The sequence below is a fragment of the Shewanella oncorhynchi genome (genome assembly GCF_012584455.1).
GTDB lineage: Bacteria > Pseudomonadota > Gammaproteobacteria > Enterobacterales > Shewanellaceae > Shewanella > Shewanella oncorhynchi.
In genome coordinates, this window is record NZ_JABAEB010000001.1 from 435,383 (window position 1) to 458,697 (window position 23,315).

13 protein-coding genes are annotated in these 23,315 nt (G+C 45.6%); 5 read left to right on the forward strand and 8 right to left on the reverse strand.

Annotated features, from left to right (window positions below; all coding sequences use genetic code 11):
- Positions 1 to 190 precede the first annotated feature (190 nt).
- On the forward strand, positions 191 to 1,090 hold the full coding sequence (gene lldR, locus HGO26_RS01915; RefSeq protein WP_105251752.1) for a LysR family transcriptional regulator LldR: 900 nt from the start codon (positions 191 to 193) through the stop codon (positions 1,088 to 1,090).
- A gap of 21 nt (positions 1,091 to 1,111) precedes the next feature.
- Here lldR and HGO26_RS01920 read toward each other — a convergent pair whose 3' ends face one another.
- The 3 genes from HGO26_RS01920 to barA form a co-directional block, all read right to left on the reverse strand.
- The gene (locus tag HGO26_RS01920; protein WP_168822918.1) at positions 1,112 to 1,345 is read right to left on the reverse strand and encodes a DUF3319 domain-containing protein; all 234 of its coding nucleotides are present in this window, start codon (positions 1,343 to 1,345) and stop codon (positions 1,112 to 1,114) included.
- Positions 1,346 to 1,502: 157 nt separating this feature from the next.
- Complete coding sequence (locus HGO26_RS01925; RefSeq protein WP_028761381.1) at positions 1,503 to 2,102, reverse strand: YjaG family protein; 600 nt, start codon at positions 2,100 to 2,102, stop codon at positions 1,503 to 1,505.
- On the reverse strand, positions 2,077 to 4,878 hold the full coding sequence (gene barA, locus HGO26_RS01930; RefSeq protein ID WP_168822920.1) for a two-component sensor histidine kinase BarA: 2,802 nt from the start codon (positions 4,876 to 4,878) through the stop codon (positions 2,077 to 2,079). Before barA ends, HGO26_RS01925 begins: the two co-directional genes overlap by 26 nt.
- Positions 4,879 to 4,978: 100 nt before the next feature.
- Here barA and rlmD point away from each other — a divergent pair, with 100 nt between their 5' ends.
- Together rlmD and relA are read left to right on the forward strand one after the other, a co-directional pair.
- Positions 4,979 to 6,331 (forward strand): 23S rRNA (uracil(1939)-C(5))-methyltransferase RlmD, encoded by a 1,353-nt coding sequence (gene rlmD / locus HGO26_RS01935; protein ID WP_131523584.1) that lies wholly within the window; start codon positions 4,979 to 4,981, stop codon positions 6,329 to 6,331.
- A 152-nt stretch (positions 6,332 to 6,483) separates the two neighbouring features.
- A complete protein-coding gene (relA, locus tag HGO26_RS01940; RefSeq protein ID WP_028761378.1) occupies positions 6,484 to 8,691 on the forward strand; it encodes a GTP diphosphokinase in 2,208 nt (735 codons plus the stop codon).
- Between the two features lie 485 nt (positions 8,692 to 9,176).
- Here relA and HGO26_RS01945 read toward each other — a convergent pair whose 3' ends face one another.
- The 3 genes from HGO26_RS01945 to HGO26_RS01955 form a co-directional block, all read right to left on the reverse strand.
- On the reverse strand, positions 9,177 to 10,202 hold the full coding sequence (locus tag HGO26_RS01945; protein ID WP_168822922.1) for a transposase: 1,026 nt from the start codon (positions 10,200 to 10,202) through the stop codon (positions 9,177 to 9,179).
- Positions 10,203 to 10,752: 550 nt separating this feature from the next.
- On the reverse strand, positions 10,753 to 12,213 hold the full coding sequence (locus HGO26_RS01950) for an AAA family ATPase (protein ID WP_168822924.1): 1,461 nt from the start codon (positions 12,211 to 12,213) through the stop codon (positions 10,753 to 10,755).
- Between the two features lie 71 nt (positions 12,214 to 12,284).
- Positions 12,285 to 17,039 (reverse strand): DUF3320 domain-containing protein, encoded by a 4,755-nt coding sequence (locus HGO26_RS01955; protein ID WP_168822926.1) that lies wholly within the window; start codon positions 17,037 to 17,039, stop codon positions 12,285 to 12,287.
- A 637-nt stretch (positions 17,040 to 17,676) separates the two neighbouring features.
- Here HGO26_RS01955 and HGO26_RS01960 point away from each other — a divergent pair.
- Entirely contained in the window at positions 17,677 to 18,651 is a 975-nt protein-coding gene (locus HGO26_RS01960) for a DUF1852 domain-containing protein (protein WP_168822929.1), read from the forward strand.
- A 55-nt stretch (positions 18,652 to 18,706) separates the two neighbouring features.
- The gene (locus tag HGO26_RS01965; protein ID WP_168822931.1) at positions 18,707 to 19,771 is read left to right on the forward strand and encodes a methionine synthase; all 1,065 of its coding nucleotides are present in this window, start codon (positions 18,707 to 18,709) and stop codon (positions 19,769 to 19,771) included.
- Positions 19,772 to 19,953: 182 nt separating this feature from the next.
- Here HGO26_RS01965 and HGO26_RS01970 read toward each other — a convergent pair whose 3' ends face one another.
- Complete coding sequence (locus tag HGO26_RS01970) at positions 19,954 to 21,660, reverse strand: amidase (RefSeq protein ID WP_168823079.1); 1,707 nt, start codon at positions 21,658 to 21,660, stop codon at positions 19,954 to 19,956.
- A 73-nt stretch (positions 21,661 to 21,733) separates the two neighbouring features.
- A complete protein-coding gene (aguA, locus tag HGO26_RS01975; RefSeq protein ID WP_168822933.1) occupies positions 21,734 to 22,846 on the reverse strand; it encodes an agmatine deiminase in 1,113 nt (370 codons plus the stop codon).
- Positions 22,847 to 23,315: the final 469 nt, after the last annotated feature.

The following is a 23,315-nucleotide window of genomic DNA, read 5'->3' on the forward strand; positions in this document are numbered from 1 at the left end:
TCTTTTTATGTCACTTTAGAGCCAGATTTAGCGCCAGCGCAGTAAAACTCGCCACAAAATAACATACCATTTCAATCTAAGGCTATTGCGCTATGGTCGTATAAGTGAATAATTCAATGTTTAAAACACAATCACTTAGTGAATTTAGCGTTTTAACGTCAATACCCAATATGTGAAATTAGGATATGCAATGAGTGATGATTTAGGCGCTGAACTACAACTTGTCTATCTTTTTGTGCATTTAGTCAATGCGGGCAGTTTTTCGCAGGCGGCGAAAGAGCTCGATATGCCCATCGCCACTGTGAGCCGCAAGTTAGCGAAGTTGGAAGAGAAGCTCGATAAACAGCTTTTTATGCGCAGCACCCGCAAGTTGCGACTGACAGAGGAAGGGCTGGCGCTCTTTCAACGCTACCAGAGTGTGGTCGCTCAATTTGATGAACTAAGTGGTTTAGGCAGTGATAAACCCGAGGGAACTTTGCGCATCGCCGCGCCGATTTCGATTATTTCCATTGTGTTTATTCAAGCATTGAATGAGTTTGGCCGTTTGTATCCTGATATCCGTTTGCACATTTCCCAGAGTAATGAGTTAGTGGATTTGATCGACAAAGGCATAGATGTGGCGATTGTTGGCGGGGCTCAGCCTGATTCTTCTTGGGTGTCGAGTACCTTAGGCGAGCTCGACTATTGCCTGTTTGCCACGCCAGAATATTTGGCTCAGGCACCTAAACTTGAGCATCCCGATGATCTTGAAGCCCATCAACTGATAAAAGTCTGGCCGCTGTTTAATTGGCATTTAAAGCATCCAAGCGGCGAGTCTTTTTATTTTAATGGCCCGACTAAGCTCACCCTCACGGATTTACACGGAGCGATTCAGGCGACCTTAGGCCATGGCGGGATCTTGTATGGTCCTGAACTATTTGTAAAACAGCAGATTAAAGAGGGAAAACTTAAAGTATTACTGCCGGAATGGATTGGCGAACAGAGGCGAATTTCGATTTTATATCATCAGCGCAGCCAGCAGCCGCTAAAGGTAAGAGTCTTTATTGAGTTTATGCAGTCAAAGGCGCCAGAGTTATTCTCTATGCGTTGATTTAACGAGGGGAACTGATTTTTAGCGTCTTTTAGGTTTTACGGTGTTTTTGCTCATAGTATTTTGCGTTTGTTTTGCGTCTTGCAGGCTGGAGCGTGTCGCGGGCAGTATGCCGAGTTCTAAGAAGTATCCCACTAAACGCCGCAGTTCGAATAAAGAACCGATACGCTGTTGATCTTTGATGGTCAGTTTCCAACTGTCGGTTCGTCCTTCGCTATTGGTTAAGATAAATCCTTGATAAACAATCTTTTTCATTGGAATAACTCAATATTGGCTGATGGAACTTGCTAGCCTTGGTCTTATTCGTTTTGTGGCTTGCATGAAAGTGATTGCAGTCGAGACTAGAGGCTTATTGTTTAGAAACATTGTTTAGAAATAAGGGTGCTTGAGTAACCCCAAGCACCCCCATCAATTAAGCGACGCTGATACCGATATTTGATACGCCAGCTTCGATAATGTCTTTGCGTAAACCTTTGACCAGTTCTGCGGTGATCTTCGGATTTTCTTCAATAATTTCCAACAGAGAATTTTGTAATTCTTTCTCTTCTTCCATGACTTCATGGGCGAAAACGAAATCATCTAATGCTTCATCCACCAAATCGACATCGCTGATCGCTTCGATGTAGTTAGCCACTGTGCTGGATGATAATTTGCTGATATTGACTATATCTTCTTCAATTTTGCCTTGGATCGCACCCAGTAAGGTCGATATGGCGACCACTGCATCCATAGCAGGATAGACGCCATAGGCTTCAAAATCAGCAGGATCTGGGGTGTTATCTTCCAAGCGTTGCAGATGCACATCGACATTGAATTTGAGCTTGGAGTCGTACTGGGATTGCCACAATAGTTCTAATGCGGTACTCAACACAGTAGGATCGCCAAACTCACAGACTTCGGAAAACAGTTGATAGTTGGGCAACATACGTTGGCAAAGTGCAGTGGCAAAGAGTTGTTTTTGTGGCAGTGTTAACGCCTTGAGACGTTTAAAGAAGCCCGTTTTTTTGGTCATCTGTTATTTCCGCTGATAGCTGTGATATCACTTGATTTGCCGCAGATTCTACCTTAGTTAACTCATCAAGTAACTCTAGTATTTCGGGTTCGAGATCTTCAACCGATGTTTCACGTTTTAGTGCCGATTCAATTTCTTGGCATAATCTTTGGGTTGTTGGCACGCCGCAGTAGCAGCTCGCACCATGCAGCTTATGGATAGTACTGAGCATGACTGAGTGATCGTTTTGACTTAGCGCCGTTTGAATCGTCGCCACGGTTTGCGGCAATGAGTCGAGCAACATTCTAAGCATATCTAAGGCGAGATCGGCCTTGTGATTGGCTTGGGTTAAGCATAAATCCCAGTTCAGCGTATGCAGGTCAAAATGGGTGAACTTAGGTCGAGTGATCCAGCGATGAATAATGTCTTTGAGCGCCGCTTCATCAATAGGTTTAGGCAAATATCCGTCCATACCACTGCCTAAAATCAGTTCGCGTTCTTCGGCAATGGCATGGGCTGTCACGGCAATTATCGGCGTGTTGCGGTTCATCGAGCCTTGGCGAATTTGCTTCGTGGCGCTAATGCCATCTGTGCCAGGCATTTGGATATCCATAAAAATCAAGTCGAAGGTGCGAGTCTTCGCCTGTTTAACTGCTTCATCACCGCTGTTGACGGCAACCACTGTCGTCACTAATTCGCTGAGTAAAGTATCAATCAGTTTTAAGTTGGCAAAGTTATCATCTACCGCGAGCACAGTTAAAGATTGGCGCGCAACCGGCGTTGATATTGTCGCAGGGGCTATGATGTCGTACTCCATCGGTGGATAGAGTAAGTTGCGCGCAAGCTGATGCTCACTGACTGGCAGAGACAACACCACATCGGCATTCGGGCGAATAAATTGGGTTAAGGCATCCTGTTCTTGGCAATCGTATAGCACGATAAGGCAATCTGTTTTGGTCTTCGCTAAGTTTAGTGTACTTACCAGTTGTGCTGAATCGCTAAACCCATGGCAACTCAGGAGAACATAGTCGTATGGCGCTTCAGCCGTGGTGAGCGTAGTCAACAAGCTTGGAATATGCTGATGATGGGTGACTTTTGTATCCCATTGATTCAATTGGCGGCTTAATACTGCGTGGGTGAGTACTCGCGGTTCGTAAAACAGTATGGTTTTGTCTTTGAGTTTTTCGAGCGGGAGTGAGTCACCGATTTGGAATTGGCCTAAGCCGAGCGGCAAACTGAACCAGAAGTTTGAGCCTTTTTCTGGGGATGAAGTAAAGCCGATTTGGCCGCCCATTTGATTCACTAAACGTTTAGTGATCACTAAACCTAAGCCGGTGCCACCAAAGCGGCGCGAAATCGACGAGTCTGCTTGGCCAAAGGCTTGGAATAAAAAGTCCTGCTGGCTTTCATCGATGCCGATACCTGTGTCGACCACATCACAGCGCAGTACCACTTGTTCATCCGATTGGCTCTGCAGTTCGATTTTGACCATCACGCTGCCAGAGTCAGTGAATTTAATCGCGTTACCAACCAAGTTATTGATGATTTGGCATACGCGCATGGCATCGCCATTGACATTGTCGGGCACGTTGGGGGCGATATCGACGACGAGTTCTAGGCCTTTGGCCTGGGCGCTGCCGGAGATCAAGGTAATCGTATCGCTTATGGTTTCCCTAAGGCCGAAGGGCATGTTTTCTAACACCATTTTACCAGCTTCGAGTTTAGAAAAATCGAGAATGTCGTTGATGATACCCAGCAGGTTAGTGGCGCTGCGTTCTATGGTCTTGATGTAATCGACTTGGCTCGAATGCAATGGTGTTTTGACTAATTGCCGCGCAAAACCGATAACGCCATTGAGTGGCGTACGTAACTCGTGGGACATGTTGGCTAAGAATTCTGATTTAATCCGGCTGGCTTCTAAGGCACGTTTTTTAGCTAAATCCAGCTCGACGTTTTGGATTTCAATCTGCTCTAAGGTTTCCCGCAGATCCGACGTCGCTTGGTCGATATTTTGCTGCATCTCATCATGGTATTCCGATAGCGACCCCGCCATGGCATTGATGCCGCGTTTGAGTAAGTCCAGCTCACCAATCAAGTTGCCATCTAAGCGGGCGTCTAATTTACCTTCACGGATTTTAGCGACGACGCGCACCATTTCAGTAATGGGCTGAGTGACGTTTTTCACTAGCCGGAAAGTAAATAGCAGGTTTAACTGCACGCCGATCAACACGATAATAAAGGCGGCGACTGCGGCTCTATGCTGCTCTAACAAGGCGCGTTCTTTATTGATTATTATCGAGATATAACCTAAAAGATGACCATCGTCTGTCTGGATATCGTAATTAGCGGGAGCAGCAATGGGGCCTGTGGCAAAAATGGGCGTCCGTAAAATAAGGCTGTCGTCCACATGTTCAATTTCGGTTTTATGCAGCGTGTTGAGGGCTTCTTTGTAGCGCATAATCTCAAAGTCTTTGTGATAGTGGGAGGTCACAAAGAGTTGATTATTGGCATCGAAAATCGCGATGGATTTTACTAAGGTGGATTTGTTGAGCTGTGCCGCCGCGAGTAAGCGTTTGGTCGCCTCGCGATCATTCGCCACTAAGCCGATTTCACTGGCAATCGACAGTGGCTCGATAATATTACTGCCCTGTTCGACGAGCGTATCTTCGAGCTCATAAAAACGGTTTATGGTAAAGTAGCTGCCCAGAAGGATACCGACCAAGATTGTTGGCGCGAGCGCCAGCACAAGAACCCAAGAACGTAGGCTGTATTTGGTCATGTTGTTGACAGGGTTCATAGCAGCGGCGGTGTTTCCTGTGACAGAGACTAAGATAATTTTATAAGACTGCCAGAAAGAGGGCGGTCTTTGCCAGTATTTTATTGATTTAGAGGCCGAAATGGCGCAATTTTTTAAAGCAAAACCAAATAGTTCCAAACAGTTGTCGGCTAAGTTATCGCTGAGTGTAGAACAGCTCGATCACTTAGGTGCTGGTATAGCACAACATCAAGGTAAAGTCGTGTTTATCCCTGGCGCTTTGCCCGATGAAACCGTAACGGTACAGCTCACCGAGCAAAAGAAAAATTATGCCCGTGCTAAGTTGATTAAAGTCGATTCATCAAGTCCTGAGCGCGTCGAGCCTGAGTGTCCACACTACCACACCTGCGGCGGCTGCGACTTACAGCATATGTCATTATCGGGTCAGCGTGAGCATAAAGAAGCCGCGTTGCTGGATATTATGGCTAAGTTTGCTGGCACTGAAGGCGGTGCTTTATCGCCTGCACTCACGGGGGAAGGTTGGCATTATCGTCGCCGCGCCCGTCTTGCAACTTTATTTGATAAAAATACCAAGCACTTAAGTTTAGGCTTTCGCGCCGCCAGTAGCAGTAATGTGGTGCCAATCAGTCAGTGTCTGGTGTTAGCTAAGCCGTTATCGGACTTGATCGTACCCTTTGCTAAGTTGCTGAACCAATTGTCGGCTAAAGCCAGCTTAGGTCATCTTGAGTTAATTGCCGCCGATAATGGTCATTTCGCCGTGCTGCGGATCACTAAGGCTCTAAACGATAAAGATCTCGCTAAGTTGTCAGCCTTTGCTGAGCTGCATCAGATCCATATTTGTCTGCAGGACAACGAAGGGCAATTCCAAGGCGTCGGCGCTGAGTTAGTGTTACCTGTTTATCAATTGCTAGATGAAAATGCGCAGTCGGATGCGGTGAGCTTAAGTTTCACCCCAGGTAACTTTGTGCAAGTGAACGGACAGATTAACAAGGCCATGGTCGCTCAAGCGATGGATTGGTTAGCGCCAGCGCCAGATGAGCGCATTTTGGATTTGTTCTGCGGCATGGGTAATTTCAGTTTGCCCTTAGCGAAAATGGGCGCGGATGTGATTGGCGTCGAAGGGGTTGCCGAAATGGTGACTCAGGCACGGGTGAACGCGAAAGCTAACAATCTGGATAAACTGACCTTTTACCACGGCGATTTAAGTGCGGATTTATCCCTTGAGCCTTGGATGGGCAAGATTGATAAATTACTGCTCGATCCCGCCCGTGCTGGGGCATTTGAAAGCTTGCAATGGCTAAAGAAAATGAAGCCGCGCAAAGTCGTGTATGTTTCGTGTAATCCTGCGAGCTTGGCCCGCGATAGCGCTGTACTGTTAGAGCGCGGTTACCGATTACAGCAATTGGGACTTATCGACATGTTCCCACAAACACACCATATCGAAGCCATGGCACTGTTTGAATTAACCAAGTAATTTGCGCTGGCAAAGTAAGCAAAGCGTTTGAATAACGTAAAAAATGTGATTATTACGTCGGTTGGGTTTGACAAGTTCGCGCCAATGCTGAAGATAGGAGAGCTGAAGTGGTGCCCACTTTCTCTCTGAGCACGGATAAGGAAATAAATTAGATGGTCTCTGTTCGCGAAGCGCACTTTAATGATCCCGATTTTCACTTAGAAGATTGGGTAGCTCGCTATGTTGGTCATGCCGATGAAGCGCAGATGCTGCTCTCTTTGATAGGGCAGATTGACGCCTTACCAGCCAAGAGTCCTGCGGCGAAGAGAGAACTGCTCGAACGTGCTCGAGAGATGATTGAAATCCTCGCCCCGCTAAACATGGACATTGAAACCCTGCAGGCGGCAATTTTGTTTGTGGTGCTCGATGCTGGGTTATTGACCGAAGAAGCCATCCAAGAGAAATTTGGTGAGCCGCTGGCGCGTTTAGTGGCGAGTGTCGTGACCATGAACGCCATCGGCGCGTTGAAAATCAATCCTAATAGTCGTTCAACCGAGCCACAAATCGACAATATCCGCCGCATGTTATTGGCTATGGTTGAAGATGTGCGCGCCGTGGTGATTAAGCTGGCTGAGCGTGTGTGTTTGCTACGGGCGGTGAAAAATGCCGACGAAGAAACTCGCGTGCTGTTGGCCCGTGAAATTGCCGATATTTACGCGCCGCTGGCTAACCGTTTAGGGATTGGACAATTGAAGTGGGAGCTGGAAGATATTTCTTTTCGCTATCTGCATCCTGATACCTATAAAGACATTGCTAAGCAATTAGATGGCAAACGACTGGATCGTGAAGTCTTTATCGATAAGTTTGTCAGCCAGTTGCAACAAAGATTAGATGAAGATCAAATTCGCGCTAAGGTCTACGGCCGGCCGAAACACATCTATAGTATTTGGCGCAAGATGAAGGGCAAGCACCTCAAATTTGATGAGTTGTTTGACGTGCGCGCCGTGCGTATCGTGACTGAGCGTCTGCAGGATTGTTATGGCGCGTTAGGTGTGGTGCATACGCTCTGGCACCATATTCCACGGGAATTTGACGACTATGTCGCTAACCCTAAGCCTAACGGGTATCAATCGATTCATACCGTGGTGGTGGGGCCTGAGGGCAAAACCGTTGAAATTCAAATTCGTACCCAAGACATGCATGAAGATGCAGAACTGGGTGTGGCCGCGCACTGGAAATACAAAGAAGGCAATCATTCCGGTAAGCAAAGCGGCTACGAAGAAAAAATTAACTGGCTGCGTAAAATTCTGCAATGGCAGGAAGACGTGGTCGAAAGTGGCAACTTGGTCGAAGAAGTCCGCAGCCAAGTGTTTGAAGATAGAGTCTATGTGTTCACCCCAAGCGGTGAAGTCGTCGACTTGCCACTGGGCTCAACCGTGCTCGACTTTGCCTATTACATTCACTCCCAAGTAGGGCATAAATGTATTGGTGCTAAGGTCGATGGCCGTATTGTACCGTTTACCTATCAGGTTGAAACGGGCGAGCGTATCGAGATCATCACCTCGAAACAGCCCAATCCTAAGCGCGACTGGCTTAACCCTAACTTAGGTTATATCCGCACCTCGCGTGCGCGTTCGAAAATCCAGCATTGGTTTAAGCAGCAGGACAGAGACAAGAATATTGTCGCCGGCAAAGAAATGCTTGAATCCGAATTGGCGCGGGTGAGCCTTAAAATTAAAGACGCGGCCATCGCGGTCGAGCGCTTTAATATGGCGAGCATGGATGACTTACTGGCGGCCATTGGCGGCGGTGATGTGCGTCTGCATCAAGTGGTTAACCATATTCAAAGCCGTCTGCGACTCGACGAAGTGTCAGAAGAAGATGCCGTCGAAGAGTTAGTTAAGAAAGGCCAACATAAGCCGACCTCCAGTGGCCGTGGTCAGGTTGAAGTTAACGGTGTGGGTAACTTGCTTAACCATATCGCCCGTTGTTGTCAGCCCGTTCCCGGTGATGAGATCTTAGGTTTTATCACTAAAGGCCGTGGTATTTCTGTACATCGTGCTGATTGTGAACAAGTTAAAGAGTTAATGCGGGTTCACCCAGAGCGTGGTGTCGATGTGGTCTGGGGCGAAAATTACTCCGGCGGTTATCGCATGCGTCTGCGGGTATTAGCCCACGATCGCAGTGGTTTATTGCGCGACTTAACCTCAGTGCTGGCTGCTGAAAAATCCAATGTATTAGCCATGAGTTCGTCATCGGACACTAAAAATCAGACCGCCGCGATTGAGTTGGAACTGGAGCTTTATAACCTCGATGGTTTATCGCGAGTGTTATCTAAACTGACCCAAGTCGATAGTGTGATCGAGGCAAGACGGCTTTAAGGTTAGCGATGCCTTTCGACGCGATTAGCCTCGAAATCACTAGCAATATAAAAGATACAGAGAAGCCATCTAGAAGCTAGAAAGTGATCAAGGATTGGGGCGGCAGGATGAATTTCACCTGCCGCCTTTTTTATTTGGTTTTTTATGGAAATTGAGCGGGATGGCCAGTTAATTTAGTCTTTGTATGTTTAGCTGTTGCTGCAAGCCATTCATAATGGCTTACCATGGCATTTGCTCACCGACGCGCAGCCAGTCCGTCCTTGGATGCTCGACCGCCCCGTCCGTGGGGTGGACGGTCGTCTCGCAAATCACCATGGCACGCCTTTCGAGTGCTTGCATAACCTGTTGGTTTTAAAGACTAGATCTAATCTTAACGATTATAGGCACCACTCTATTGGACAGTAATGAGCTACGCTTTGCGCGAAATTATCTTCATTTCGGATAAAAAAACAATTCTAAGCGCAGAATCGTCGGCCATGATGCGCTTAAGGATGTAATGCTTGGCTTGAGGCTTTACCTTTACACCATTTTCCGCAGTTGTGCTGCTTTTTAAACTCACACATGCTATCCCATTGACCACTTATGCCACTGTATTGACGGCGAAACTCTTTGGCTGAAGTGAGCCACGTATCGGGCGAAATGCCTAATTCATTGAGTAGTTTTGGCCGTTGATTATTGATATAGCCTTTTTTATCAAGGCGCATAGCTCGTCCAGTCCAATCTATTAACTCAAGATAATCTGCAAAATGAAACGGAATGCCTGTTTGCTGACTCAGAAGTGTTGAACCATCAAATTTTGCGAGGGCTTTATATAGAATTGGCTGTAGGTTATCTGCGGTAGTTTTGGCCAGTTGGGGCGCGTTGATATGAGGGTTAAGCGCATTCACGCGCTCCTGAATCGATGTAAAATCAGAGGATTGCACAGAGTTGGCAATCCCTGCTCGAATAGGATTTAAATCGACATACATCATGCACGCCAGTAGTGCTTGCTTATCTAACAAGGCTTGTGACTTAAAACGGCCTTCCCAAAAAGCGCCTTTACACTCATCTTCACGATTGGCCTTACGGGCAATTTCTTCATTTAAACAGCGCATAAACCAAGAGATACTGCTCAGTCGCTCATGCCACTCGGCGAGTAATGCATCAAGTAACATCACTTCACCGTCGATTAAAGTATCACCATTCATATACTTAGTGGCAACGGCATGGCCCTTAGTGACTTGACTCCAGCGGCTGATAATATCTTTTTGCGTTAGCGATTTCGCCTTGTTGACATCAATTTTAAGTACTAAATGATAGTGATTACTCATCACCGCATAGGCGCAAATATCAATGCAGAAAATCGCAGATAATACCTTGATTTTATCAACAATCCAGCCGCGACGATGCTCATAACTGCGACCTGAGAGTTTATCTTCACCGCACAGAAAAGCCCTGCGAACACAGCGATTTATCACATGATAGAAAGGTGTCGCATTAGCATCAATTAACTGTCTTCTGGCCGAGGTCATCACTAGCTCCACACAGACAAAATCAAGATAATGTAAAGCCTAGTAGAGGAGTGTGCAAAACACAAAAAATATGGCTGTCCTTACTTCTCTTTGCTTACTTCTCTTACTTCTACTTCTTACTTCATACTTTTCATCCTTACTTTTCATTAGAGAATAATGCCAGATATCCATGAATTTCCACTATAAATAAAAAATACGACAGAACTAATTGTTCAAAACAAACTAAAGTAACTCGTTACAATTCATGTTTCTGATGGGGCGGTTTTCGCTGATGCTTGTTAAGTGTTTCGGCTACTCTTCAGGCCAAATGTTTGTGTACATTGGAACAAGGCTTAGTGGCAATAGGAATAAATGTGGCGCAAATATGAGTATTAAAATTACGGCAATAACAGAACCAAATATAAAACCAAACCACAGAACAAAACCTCCAACAATTAATGCCGTCACAATGACGTTCCAGAGCAACCTGAATGGAAAAAGAAGTATATTTCTAATGTTCATGTGAGTCAGTATATTTTAATGTAAATACGTTCAATTGGGCGCGTTAAAATCATAACAATCCTACCATTTCGTCAATAGATTGTTTAAGTTCTGCTTCGGTGTATCTATTAGCTTGCATTGTTGCGTTTTCAGGATGATGTATATGATTCCGAATGAACGACTGCAATGTTGCTGGTCTTGGCGGACGTGGGATACCATTATTTTCCTGTATCCACTGTTTATTTGATGCAATGCCCTGAGCATTTAGCCACAGGTCAACTGCGGCAATGTTAGTTAAGTTATTTCGCTCTTGTAAGTATCCATAAAGTTCATTATGTAGATCAACAGTAGGTAGATCATATGCTCTATAGCTAATTTCGCCCCAAGACGGGCTCCATGGAAACATGGGGGATGTCGTGGCTGGTATGATGCTATTTTGATTATTTACCTTTTTGAAAATAAAAAGACCAGCATCTCTTAGGTTTGGAGATGAAAGCATAAATGGAGAGTGTGTGGTAACGAAAACCTGCTTGGTTTTTGAAATAACCATCAAAGCGTCCAATAGTTTTTTCTGCCCTGAAGGGTGCAGGCATATCTCGGGCTCATCTATGAATAAATAAAAGGGTTTGGAAACCTGAGCATTCGCCGCATTAGATGTTAATTCAGCATAAACCTGCAGCAGAGATATGGCTACAGCCCTCTGCATTCCATGTCCTTTTTCATTCATAGGCACGGATACGCCATCATCAATAACGATGCTGGCTGTTTTGAAAAAATTCTCTATTTGTAGCTCTTCAAATGAAAATGAAATGTTAGCCGCTCCGAACTGGGAGGTGAAAACATTCTGAACTTTAGTTTCTATCTGGGCTATTTTGCTTCTTAGTTGTGATGCTGGATTGTTAAATAGACCATGATAGCTAGTTTGAAATGCCTGATATTCTGGTGTATTCGTATGTCCAAGAGCTATTTCTTTTAAGAGTGAGCCGCAGATTGTTGATGCGCCAAATTTAGATTCATCACTAGGATTAGTGTCGGCCCATATAAAATTATTGTCGTAAAACTTTTTGAAAGGTGCATCTATTCCTGCTGGATTGGAATAGGTTTGAGTCGTATCGTCCCAAAAATTTATTTTCTTTATGTCTTCTGGAGAATTTACATCCCATGACCTTTTAACTTTGAAGCACTCGTGCCCACCGTCCATATAGATACAGGTTGTAAAAGAACGAACTTTGTTTGCTTGTACATGAGCGTTAACAGCTGCAGAGATGTTACCCGTGTATGTAATCTCAGCAAAAAAGTTATTACAGATTACCGCTGGGTCAGATTTATTTATTAGTGATGCAGGATCTTTCCTTGCGCCGTCTTTTATGAGGTTGAAAGCTTCAAAAATAGTAGACTTTCCTGAGTTGTTTTCCCCAACAAAAATATTTAGTCCGCTACCTTCTGTAACTCCGTCAGGGGTATTGAAATCTATATTTTGTGGTCCGTGAAAGCCTTTAAAGTTTTCAATAGTCATTGATTTTATATACACAGCTAATCCTTACTTTTGCATTTAGTCCTACAGGAAAATCCTTGGCGAATCTTAAGTCTTGCCAATAGTTACTAACTTACTGCAATCTTCAACCGCTCATTTTCACAAACCAACACACCTTTATCACACTGTATCTGTGCTAACTTCGCCATCCGTTCTGCCGCCTGAGCTGTGGCACGTTGGAAACCCAATAAGCCCAAAGCAGCTGATGCTGCGTCCGTTACGCTGATAGCGTGGGCGTCTTGCACTGTCAGCAATAAGGCGTTTGTGAGCTCGGCATCACAGACGTTTTCCAGCTTACGGGTGGCTGTGTCGACGCTGTTCCAGTTTCTTAACTTGACTGTACTGCGGCCATGCGGCCATAACACTTCATCGCTATCTAGCTGGATTAATCCTTTGGCAACAGCGCCTGTAATGGCTTGGTCTACAGTGCGCTTAATTTTGGCGCCAACCCTTGTCAGGCCTGCGGCGTTGGCTAAACGAGTAGCAACTAGGCTGGCGAATATTGGGTATTCGGTTTCAACAATACGTTCAACCGCATACACCAACATACTTAAAGGAATGGCGCTGAAATCATCGACATGCGGAATATTGAGCTTAGATACATCGGCTTTTTTATAGGGCGTAGTGCAGGCTTCAAATTCTGGTTGTTCTTCTTCAACCCGTATTATTGGCGTTGCAATGGCCTCTGGCGCAGCAACTTTGTGTTTCACTTGTCTGGTGCTAGTGGCTTGTGCAGCCATTGTTACCATCAGTTCGTCATGTTGGGTTATGGCTTTGTCTATGAGTACTTTCAGGCGATGTAACTCTGCCTCTGGATCTCGAAACCAGTCAGTAGACCAAATGCGTTCAAAGCTCCAGCCAAGGCCTTCCAGTACACTTTGCCGCAACCTTTCGCGGTCGCGTGCCGAAGTAGCTCCATAATAGCCTGCGCCGTCATATTCCAGCGCCAATACAAATTTACTTGGGTCTTCAGGATGCTTGATGGCTAAGTCGATGTAATAACCCTGACTGCCGACTCGGGTGGCTACCTGATACCCCAAACGCTGTATTGCCTGATGCAGCAGGGCGCCAAAAGCAAAGTTTTGTTCCTGCTGTTTTTCATAGGCTTTGTTCAACTGGCCAGATTCGGCAAACTGCAAAAAGATTTGCAGTGAACGCACACCAAAAGGGCTGTCTGCGCCAACTTTCAGTTCATCACCTTTGAAGTTGGCAAACACTTCCATTGCCAATCGTGCACGTGAAATCAATACGTTTAATCGCCGTTCGCCGCCCGGTTTGTTCAGAAGGCCAAAATTCTGGCTCAGCTGGCCTGTGCTGGTTTTTCCGTAACAAATGCTGATCAAAATAACGTCGCGTTCGTCGCCCTGCACGTTCTCCAGGTTCTTTACAAAAAACTCATCGCCACCTGCATGGCGTGCAAAGAATTCGTCAGTTTCTGGTTGTAGGCGGCGCACTTTTTCCAGCTCAAGCAAGATAGCATCTCGCTGCGAAAGGCTAAATGCAACCACGCCTAACGATAGGTGAGGTTTAGTTAAAGCGTGATTCAGTACTGCTGCTACAACAGCTTTTACTTCGCCAGTATTAGTGCGAGAGCTGCCTTTGTCGTAATGCGTTTCAGGTAAATAATGAAACTTCAGTCCTGTTGCATCGGGGTGAAAGCCTGGGCTTGGAAAGGCCACTAACTTGTTTTTATAAAACTGGTCGTTGGACACTGCGATCAGTGAATCGTGGCGAGAACGGTAGTGCCAGCGCAGCATTTTACTTGCCGCACCACGGGCTTCCATTAATGCCAGAATACTTTCCATTTCTGCGGTGGCGCTGTTTTCCAGTTCTTCCTCTTCCAGTTCAACAGCTTTACCAAATAGGTTGCTTGGTGGCATTTGCTTACTGTCACCTACCACAATCACTTGCCGCCCGCGCAGCATTGCGCCTAAGGCATCGGGTGCTGGAATTTGACTTGCTTCGTCAAAAATCACCAGGTCAAAATCTAACGCACCTTGTTTTAGGTAGGTGGCGATGGACATAGGGCTCATCATAAAAATAGGTTTTACTTGCTGGATCACGTTACCTGCTTCAGCCAGCAATTTCCTAATAGGAATATGGCGTTTTTTCTTACCTAACTCACGCAGTACTAATTCCATTTCACCTTTAGCTGTTTTCTTTGGCAAGCGCTCGTACAGGCTGTTTACTAAAAATTCTTGAGCGAAAAACAAACTGTTACCATCAATACGTTTAAAGTCGCGTAGGCTTTGTTCATGTTTATTGCGGTCAAAGTGCCGTATTGCTTCTGAGCTGTCATAGGCATAGTTAACCAGACCAGAATAATAGCTAAGTTCGAATACCGTCATTAGCAAGTCTGGGGCTGCATGCCATGAGTAAGCATGTTTAGTGAAGTCCTTGATGTTATAAGGCTCAAACGCCTTAATAATCTGGTTGTAGCGTGCAAAATCGTAAAGTAGGGCAGAGTTTTTCCAGCCTTCTAACCAGACATTTAGTTGCGTAAATTGCATTACTGCTAAGTCATGGTTTGGATTGCTGTCGGGGATTTGTATCAGCTCTTGCAGCGTTTGTGCCTGCACTGCAATAGCGTTACAAAGCGCTGTCAGTGAGTTCGTCTGGTCATGCAGCAGCTTTTTATCAATGCCCGTATCAATCAGTTCAGCCAATGATTGCGACAATTCAAGGCGGTTTACCTTTGTGTAAAAGGTGTTTATCCAGCTGTTTATTTGCGTTAATTCACTGTGCTCCGAAAATTCGCCTTGCCACTGCGCGCCAAAAGCTTCAGATAACAGGGGGTGGTAGCTAGTTAGCTCTTTTTTCGTGCTTTGGTAAGTTAAGGCAGTATCTAATGCAGTAAGCCAGTCGGTAGACGAAGCGGGCAGCGCGCCAAGCCAAAGCCCTGCTAACTGTGCTTTGGCTTGGCGATAGCTGGACGACAGGAAACGCCACCATTTATCTGTTTTGCCAATAAGCCCTTGCTTGATACTCAGTAAATCGGCATCCAGCGCCTGCGTGATAAAGTGCTGTTCGCAGCTGGCTTTGAGTGATAAGAAATTAGCTAGGCAGGTCAGGCCGTTATCGATTCGCTTTTTTTCTAAAGCCCATATGGGGTTATTTACTTTAACGCTTTTAAGATCTGGCACTTCGGATAGCCAGCTCGTTGTTGAAATCAGCGGCGTGACTTGTTGTAAGCTTTGTGGTTTCTCAAGCTTGAGAAAAATACTGACAGTTTGGGCTTGGGTATCAAGTTGGCTAAGCAACTGGCTTATTTCTACCAAAGTAGAGGTTAATGCCTGCTGCAATGCAGGTGAAAAGTCAGTGCGACCAGACATCGCAAATGGATGCGCTGCAGGTATGCCAATGCGTGCTAGTTGCTGTACTAATTCCGTAACCAGTTTCCTCGTATTACTGTACTCCTCAGCTGTCCATTGTTCGAAGTAGCTAAAGGGGAGGGCTGGTAAGGAGTTGTCGGGATCCTTTGTCTTCAATTGTAGCAATGAGCCCAACGCTTCAATGTAATTGATACCGCTACGCAGAATAGGGGCTCGGATGGCATGCACATAAGCATCCAGCGAGGCTTTTGATTCCGCTAAATCTGAAAACTCTTGCTCCCGGTTTGCTGTTTGTGGCCGACCTTGCTCAAGTGACTCAGCAATAGAACCAAGCACAGATTTCTTGGTACTTTTGTGACTATGTAGTTCGAGTACGGCGTAGCCCATATGAGTTTCATCAAGGCGTTTTTTCACCACCTCAAGTGCTGCCATTTTTTGTGCAACAAACAGCACCTTTTTACCCAGCGCAACTGCTTCGGCAATAATGTTGGTGATAGTTTGGGATTTACCTGTACCTGGCGGCCCTTGAATGATCAGGTCCGCGCCAGATTTCATCGCCAAGATTGCTTCAATCTGGCTAGAATCGGCGTCTTTTACCAAGTGGAGTTTTTCTGGATGATTCAGATCTGCAGGATTGATCTCTGCATCATGGGGAAAGCCATCACGAAATAAGCGGCCAATTAAAGGTAACTGTGATGGTTTTTTTCCTTCCGGCCAGCCTGTAGGGTCCAAGTCCATGTACATTTGAAACTTGCCAAAAGAGAACAGCCCTAAACCAATTTTATCCTGATGCACTCGCCATGAAGGTTGCACTGTAATCGCATCTGATACCGCCTGATAATAATCTGTGATGACCATCTCATCAGAATAAGCGGGAAGCATTAACTTAAATTCAGTCCTTAGTTTTGCAGCTAAGGTCAGGTTTGAACCCTGCTCTTCGCCGGTGTAGCGCAATTTGAAGCTATCTCTGGCTGATGATCGCATTAGTTGAACTGGGATCAGAATTAAAGGTGCATATCTTGAAACAGATGAGTTTGTTGGCTCATTCCACTGTAAAAAACCAAGTGCTAAATACAGAACCTCAACACCTTGTTCTTGCAGCATTGTATGGGCTTCGGTTTCCAGTTTCAGCAGGGCTTTATCCAGCTTGGCGGGCACTAATCCGGTTTGTAGGTATTTGTCGGTGAAGCGGGCCACTCCCTTTTTCTGTTCGAGGTATAAATCAAGAGGTGGCAATTCCAAATCATCGTCGGTCTGAAAGAATGATCCTTCATCTTCACTGTCGGCAATTTTTTGCTGATAAGCTTCTGGCAGTGGTAAAAAGCTGAGTGTGTTTTCTTGCTCAACGAGCATTTCAAATATCTTGGCAGATTGCTCATCAATAATGTCGAGGGCTTTACTACCACTGCGGTAATTCAGTTGAGGGTTGGATCGAAGACCCATATCAAGTAATTCCAGACGCGCACGTTCCAGTTGCTGCTCAACAACCATAAAAATCCATCTCCGAGATATGCTGAACAGCAATAGTTTTCACTAGGTTTTGCTGGTGGCGTTGTTTAAAAATCTACCATATCAACGGTTGTTTCTAAAAGCAATCTTGCTAATTATTAGAATGATAAGAATAAGTCGTGCAGAAAGTGAGTGGGCGTATATTGCTTTTATTGGTCGTTAATAAATTTAACGAAATTAGCTAAAGTTGATGGTGCAATTCGCCATGAGATTACTGCTCAACTTATGACTAATTAGGAAAAATGTGTTCCAGCAATTCTGGGTATTCCCTTTTGCAAGCAAATTATCTAATCGGCCAGCCTCCGAGGAGTTATTACGCGCTACGGAATGATTTAACCAACAACGCCATGCTAATCGATCATGAATATGGCTCATGTTGTATGTGAAATAAAACCGTTTTTGTTCATGTGCCGAACCACGTATAAATGACTCCAAGCGAAATATTAGACAAGCTTGAAGTTTCACCCTAGCTAAGCCATCAGAACTTAAGTTATTGGCACTTAAGTTAAATATAACCTCAGACAGAACTCGAATAATCTCTATCAGAGTCGGGTCTAGAAGCTAGAAGCGCAGGGCATAAACTCAGGTTTGAAATCAGACAATGGGATACTGGATCACTATGAATAAGCATTTTACATTTACGATTAACAGCATTTGTCTCGATGAAAATTATCATCCCTCAGACAAGACGCGTATCACCACCAACTTTGCTAATTTGGCCAGAGGCAGTCATCGCCAAGCGAACTTACGCAACGCGTTAAAGATGATTGATAACAGTTTTAATGCCTTAGCGCATTGGGATAACCCTAAAGGCGATCGTTATACTGTCGAACTTGAAATTATCTCCGTTAATTTGGATATTGACGGCAGCGGTCAAACCTTCCCATCGATTGAAATTTTGAAAACCAATATTGTTGATCATAAAACCAATAAACGTATTGAAGGCATTGTCGGCAATAACTTTTCATCTTACGTACGCGATTATGACTTTAGCGTGTTACTTGCAGAGCATAATAAGGGCCAAGCCAAATTTAGTATTCCAGATGATTTTGGTGGTCTACATGGCAAGCTATTTCAGTCTTTTGTTAATTCTGATGCTTATAAACAGAATTTTAATAAGCCACCTGTTATCTGTCTCAGTGTTTCGGATAATAAAACCTACCATAGAATTGAGAATCAGCATCCCGTATTAGGGGTTGAATATCAGCCAAATGAATCGTCTTTAACTGAGCAATATTTCAAAAAAATGGGCTTACAGGTGCGCTATTTTATGCCGCCCAATAGCGTGGCGCCGTTAGCTTTTTATTTCTTTGGTGATTTACTCAATGATTACACTCACCTTGAGTTGATAAGCACCATCAGCACTATGGGTACCTTTCAAAAAATCTATCGCCCTGAGATTTATAACGCCAATGCTGTTGCAGGAAAATGCTATCAACCTAATTTGAAAAACTTGGATCATTCACTGACTCAAATTGTTTATGACCGAGCTGAACGTAGCCAATTGGCGAATGAGCAAGGCAAATTTGCAGCGGAGCACTTTATCAAACCCTATCAAACGTTTTTTGAACAATGGTCTGCTAATTACGATTAGTTGCTCTGAGCCTAATCGTCACGCTCAATAATTAACCCAATACGGCATCATTATTATGACAACACGACTTAATAAAACCCTGATTAACAACAGACTGTTACCGACTTCAACTGCGGGCAGTTTACCTAAACCTTTATGGCTTGCAGAGCCTGAAACACTTTGGTCTCCATGGAAATTGCAAGGAGAGGAATTAATTACCGGGAAACACGATGCACTGCGTTTGTCATTACAGGATCAACAGCTAGCAGGGATTGATATTGTCAGTGATGGCGAGCAAACGCGGCAACATTTTGTCACTACCTTTATTGAGCACCTTAATGGCGTTGATTTTTCAAAACGTAAAATCGTTAAAATTCGTGATCGCTATGATGCGAGCGTGCCCACGGTTGTCGGCCCAGTGAGCCGCCAAAAGTCGGTGTTTGTTGAAGATGCCAAATTTTTACGCAAGCAAACTACGCAACCGATTAAATGGGCCCTACCTGGCCCTATGACCATGATAGATACGCTTTATGATGACCATTATAAAAGTCGCGAAAAGCTTGCTTGGGAATTTGCCAAAATTCTTAATGAGGAAGCCAAAGAATTAGAAGCGGCGGGTGTTGATATTATCCAATTTGATGAGCCGGCTTTTAATGTGTTTTTTGATGAGGTAAACGATTGGGGTATCGCGTGTTTAGAAAGAGCCATTGAAGGGCTAAAATGCGAAACGGCGGTGCATATTTGTTATGGTTATGGCATCAAAGCCAATACAGATTGGAAAAAAACCTTGGGCTCAGAGTGGCGCCAATATGAAGAAGTGTTTCCTAAACTGCAAAAGTCTAATATCGATATTATCTCGCTAGAATGTCACAACTCCCATGTGCCAATGGAGCTACTTGAACTCATTCGCGGTAAGAAAGTCATGGTCGGCGCGATTGATGTCGCCACCGACACGATTGAAACCGCAGAGGAAGTGGCTGACACCCTACGAAAAGCCCTTAAATTTGTCGATGCCGACAAGCTTTATCCTTGTACTAACTGTGGCATGACGCCTTTATCCCATCAAGTCGCAAGAGGTAAACTCAACGCCTTAAGTGCAGGCGCAGAGATCGTCAGAAAAGAGCTCTTGGCATTAAGATAAGACGCGTTAAGTGTTGCTGTCTGTTTTACAGCAGCATGTTTTATAGCAGCATAAGTCTAGCTTTGTTGAAAAGGTATCGACGTAAGTATTAAAAAAAACGGGATTGGCATTCTGATGCCAATCCCATTGTTCATTTCTAAACTCATGCATTTAGTGCCTGGGCTTATGCATTGTCTTAGCGCTTATTGGCCAAGCTTTGGCGTGCGTGGCGGTATCATGCGCCTGTTACCTGTTGACTCAAATGCACCTGCAAATTTAAGCAGGTTATTATCGTCATAGGCGCGGCCCGCGAAGGTCAAACCCACTGGCATGCCAATATCGGCCATCACACCCATAGGCACAGTTACAGTCGGCACGCCTAAATGGCGAATCGCAAGGTTTCCATTAGCGACCCAAACTCCGTTGCTCCAAGCGATATCGGCGGAAGCCGGATTCAAATGGGCATCGGCAGGGCCGACATCTGCCACGGTTGGGAACAGCACGGCATCAAGCTTAAGCTCGTCCATCCAGTCTTCGAGATCTAGCTTACGGGTCTTCTCTAAGCCACGCAGACCATCGGGAATGCTGTCGATCTGGTCATAGGATTTAAGACCACGCTTAGCCATGTTGACGTACTCTTCCATGCCTGCCGCTAAGTCACCTTCACGATTCGGCAGGGTGCCTAAGTCGTGTGGGAAAATCAGATAGCCGTTAACATCTTCAAGCTTGTTGAGTTTAGGGTCATTGTTAGCACGCAGGAATTCATCGAATGCCCAACCCGAGAGTTCCCATAATTCATCATGGAGGAATTGAGGCGTGACGATACCGCGGTTAAACACGGTCGGCGCGCCTGGGCGATCACCTTCACAATTTGAAACCAGCGGGAAATCGACTTCAATCACTTCGGCGCCAGCGGCTTCTAAGGCTTTGCGTGCCGCTTCCCATAGATCGATAACCGATTGGCGGGTATGAATACGTTGACCCGTTGGCCCCCCGATACCTGGGTTTTCGCTAGTGCCCGCCAATTCATCTTTATTGATGTACATGCGCGGCACGCCAAAACGCTTACCCTTAAGCGTGTCGGCTTTAGCGGCAAGCTCCAGATAAGATTCTGGGCGAACTGTCGATGCTTTAGGGATTTGTACCCAAGGTTGCAGACGCCAGAGATCGCCACGGGTGATAGGATCGTCGGCCACAATCACATCCAACACTTCAAGCATATCGGCCATAGTGCGGGTATAAGGCACGACAACATCCATGGTCGGCGTTAACGGCCAGTTACCGCGCACGGAAATCACGCCCCGTGACGGAGTGTAAGCACACAAACCGTTATTGGACGCAGGACCTCGACCGCTTGACCAAGTTTCTTCAGCAAGACCAAAAGCAGAGTAACTTGCCGCTGTGCCCGTGCCTGCCCCATTGGAAGAGCCCGAAGCGAATGGTGCAGTAAGATACTCAGCATTATATGGACTTTCAGCGCGGCCATAGTGACCACGCTGCATGCCGCCATTGGCCATGGGTGGCATATTGGTTTTGCCTAAGCAAATAGCACCCGCGGCGCGTAGGCGCTCAACGGCGAAGGCATCGTATTGCGCCACTAAATCCTTAAAGGCTGGGCTGCCAGACGCCGCCGTCAGTCCCTTCACCAAATAGCTATCCTTGGCTGTATAAGGAATACCCTCAAGTGGGCTCAGTGTTTCACCACGGGCGCGGCGCGCATCTGACGCCTCAGCTTCTTTGAGCGCATCGGGATTGTGTACCACTAACGCATTGAGCTTAGTCTTTGTCGCAGGGCCGTCATACGCCTCAACCCGCGCGAGGAACGATTTAACCAACTCTACTGCGGTGGTGCGGCCAGATTCGAGCGCAGCACGCAGCTCGGTAATGGAAACTTCAGTGACTTCAAACATCTTACGCCCTCCCGCAGAAAGCCAATTGTGGTGAAATAACAGTGACATCAATCGTCATTCTGTTCTCCTTGGGTTACTTTCCAGCAGGGATTTGCTGAGTAATACAATGGATATTGCCACCACCTAATAAAATCTCACGGGCTGGCACACCCACAATCTCATGCTCTGGGAAGATTTCCTGCAGTTTTTCGGCTGCGATATCATCGGTTGCAGGGTCAAGCAACGGGAACACGATGCGATTATTGGTGATTAAAAAGTTCACATAAGAACCTGCTAAACGCTCACCCGCCGTGCGTGGCACGCCAGTGCCTTCGGTCACACCTTTTGATTCTTCTTCGGTGCAATATAGCGGCCCCGGTTGAGGCAATAGATGGATTTTTAACTTACGGCCTTTGGCATCCACGGTATTTTGCAGCACTTCGAGCGCCGCTTTTGAGCGCGGATATTGTGGATCAGTCTCATCATCGGTCCAGTGTAGAATGACTTCACCAGGACGGGCAAAACAGCACATATTGTCGATATGACCATCGGTCTCATCCATATACACGCCATCTTGCAACCATATAAACTGCTTAACATTCAAATAGTCACGCAGTAAGTCTTCAATCTGTTCTTTTGTCAGTTCAGGGTTACGGTTGGCATTGAGTAAACATTCTGCACTCGTCATACAGGTGCCTTCACCATCGACATGGATGGAGCCACCTTCGAGGATCAGCGGCGCGCTGTAACGGGCAAAACCATGCTGCGCAAGCATTTGCTGCGCGACTTGCTCGTCCTTATCCCATGGGAAGTACAAACCACCGTTATGGCCGCCCCAAGCATTAAAACCCCAGTCAACACCACGGCATTCGCCATTATCATTCACAACTACGGTTGGCCCTGTATCGCGAGCCCAGCAATCGTTACTGTCCATTTCAACCAAGGTGACGTGCGATGGCATCACTTTTTGAGCTTCAGCTAAAAAGGCTTTAGGTACACCCATATACACGGGCGTTGCACCACCAATGGCATCGGCCACCATAGCAAAGGTCGCCTGAGCATAAGCACCAGCTGCACGCCAGTTATCAGGACGATAGGGCCAAATCATCCACACCGCTTGCTGCGCAGCCCATTCGCCAGGCATATAAAAACCATCTTGGGATGGCTTAGTCGTTAACTGCGTGGCATCCACTGTCACGTTTGTCATGAGTTTTGTCTCCAGTAATGCTTAAAAACGATAAGGGTGTGCGTCCTAACATCGGACGACAGAATCGAAATATACCTAACATCAATCAAATGAATAAATTGAAGGACCGCATTTATCATGTGCATAGTTTGGCCGCAATTGTCAGGTCTTCACTCGGTGAGTTTTAGCTTCATTGAAATATTGCTGCGTATCTTATCATTTAAGATGGCTTGCGCTAAATACTTGTATGCAGGACATAGATGAGAATTTGTAGGGGAGGAAGGTTGTCAATTTATTGCTCACGAGATGAGTGAATTACGAAATGGAGCGAATGCTCTTTAGTTAAAATAAGTCTTAGTTGAAATACGGCACTAAAATCTGATCTCAGCATCAAAATAGCGCTTTTATTTTACCTAGCTTATCATCATCGGTTTATTGTAGTCTTTTGCTAAAAAACACTGCGGAGGCGTATTTTTTGTTCTTTCTCAAT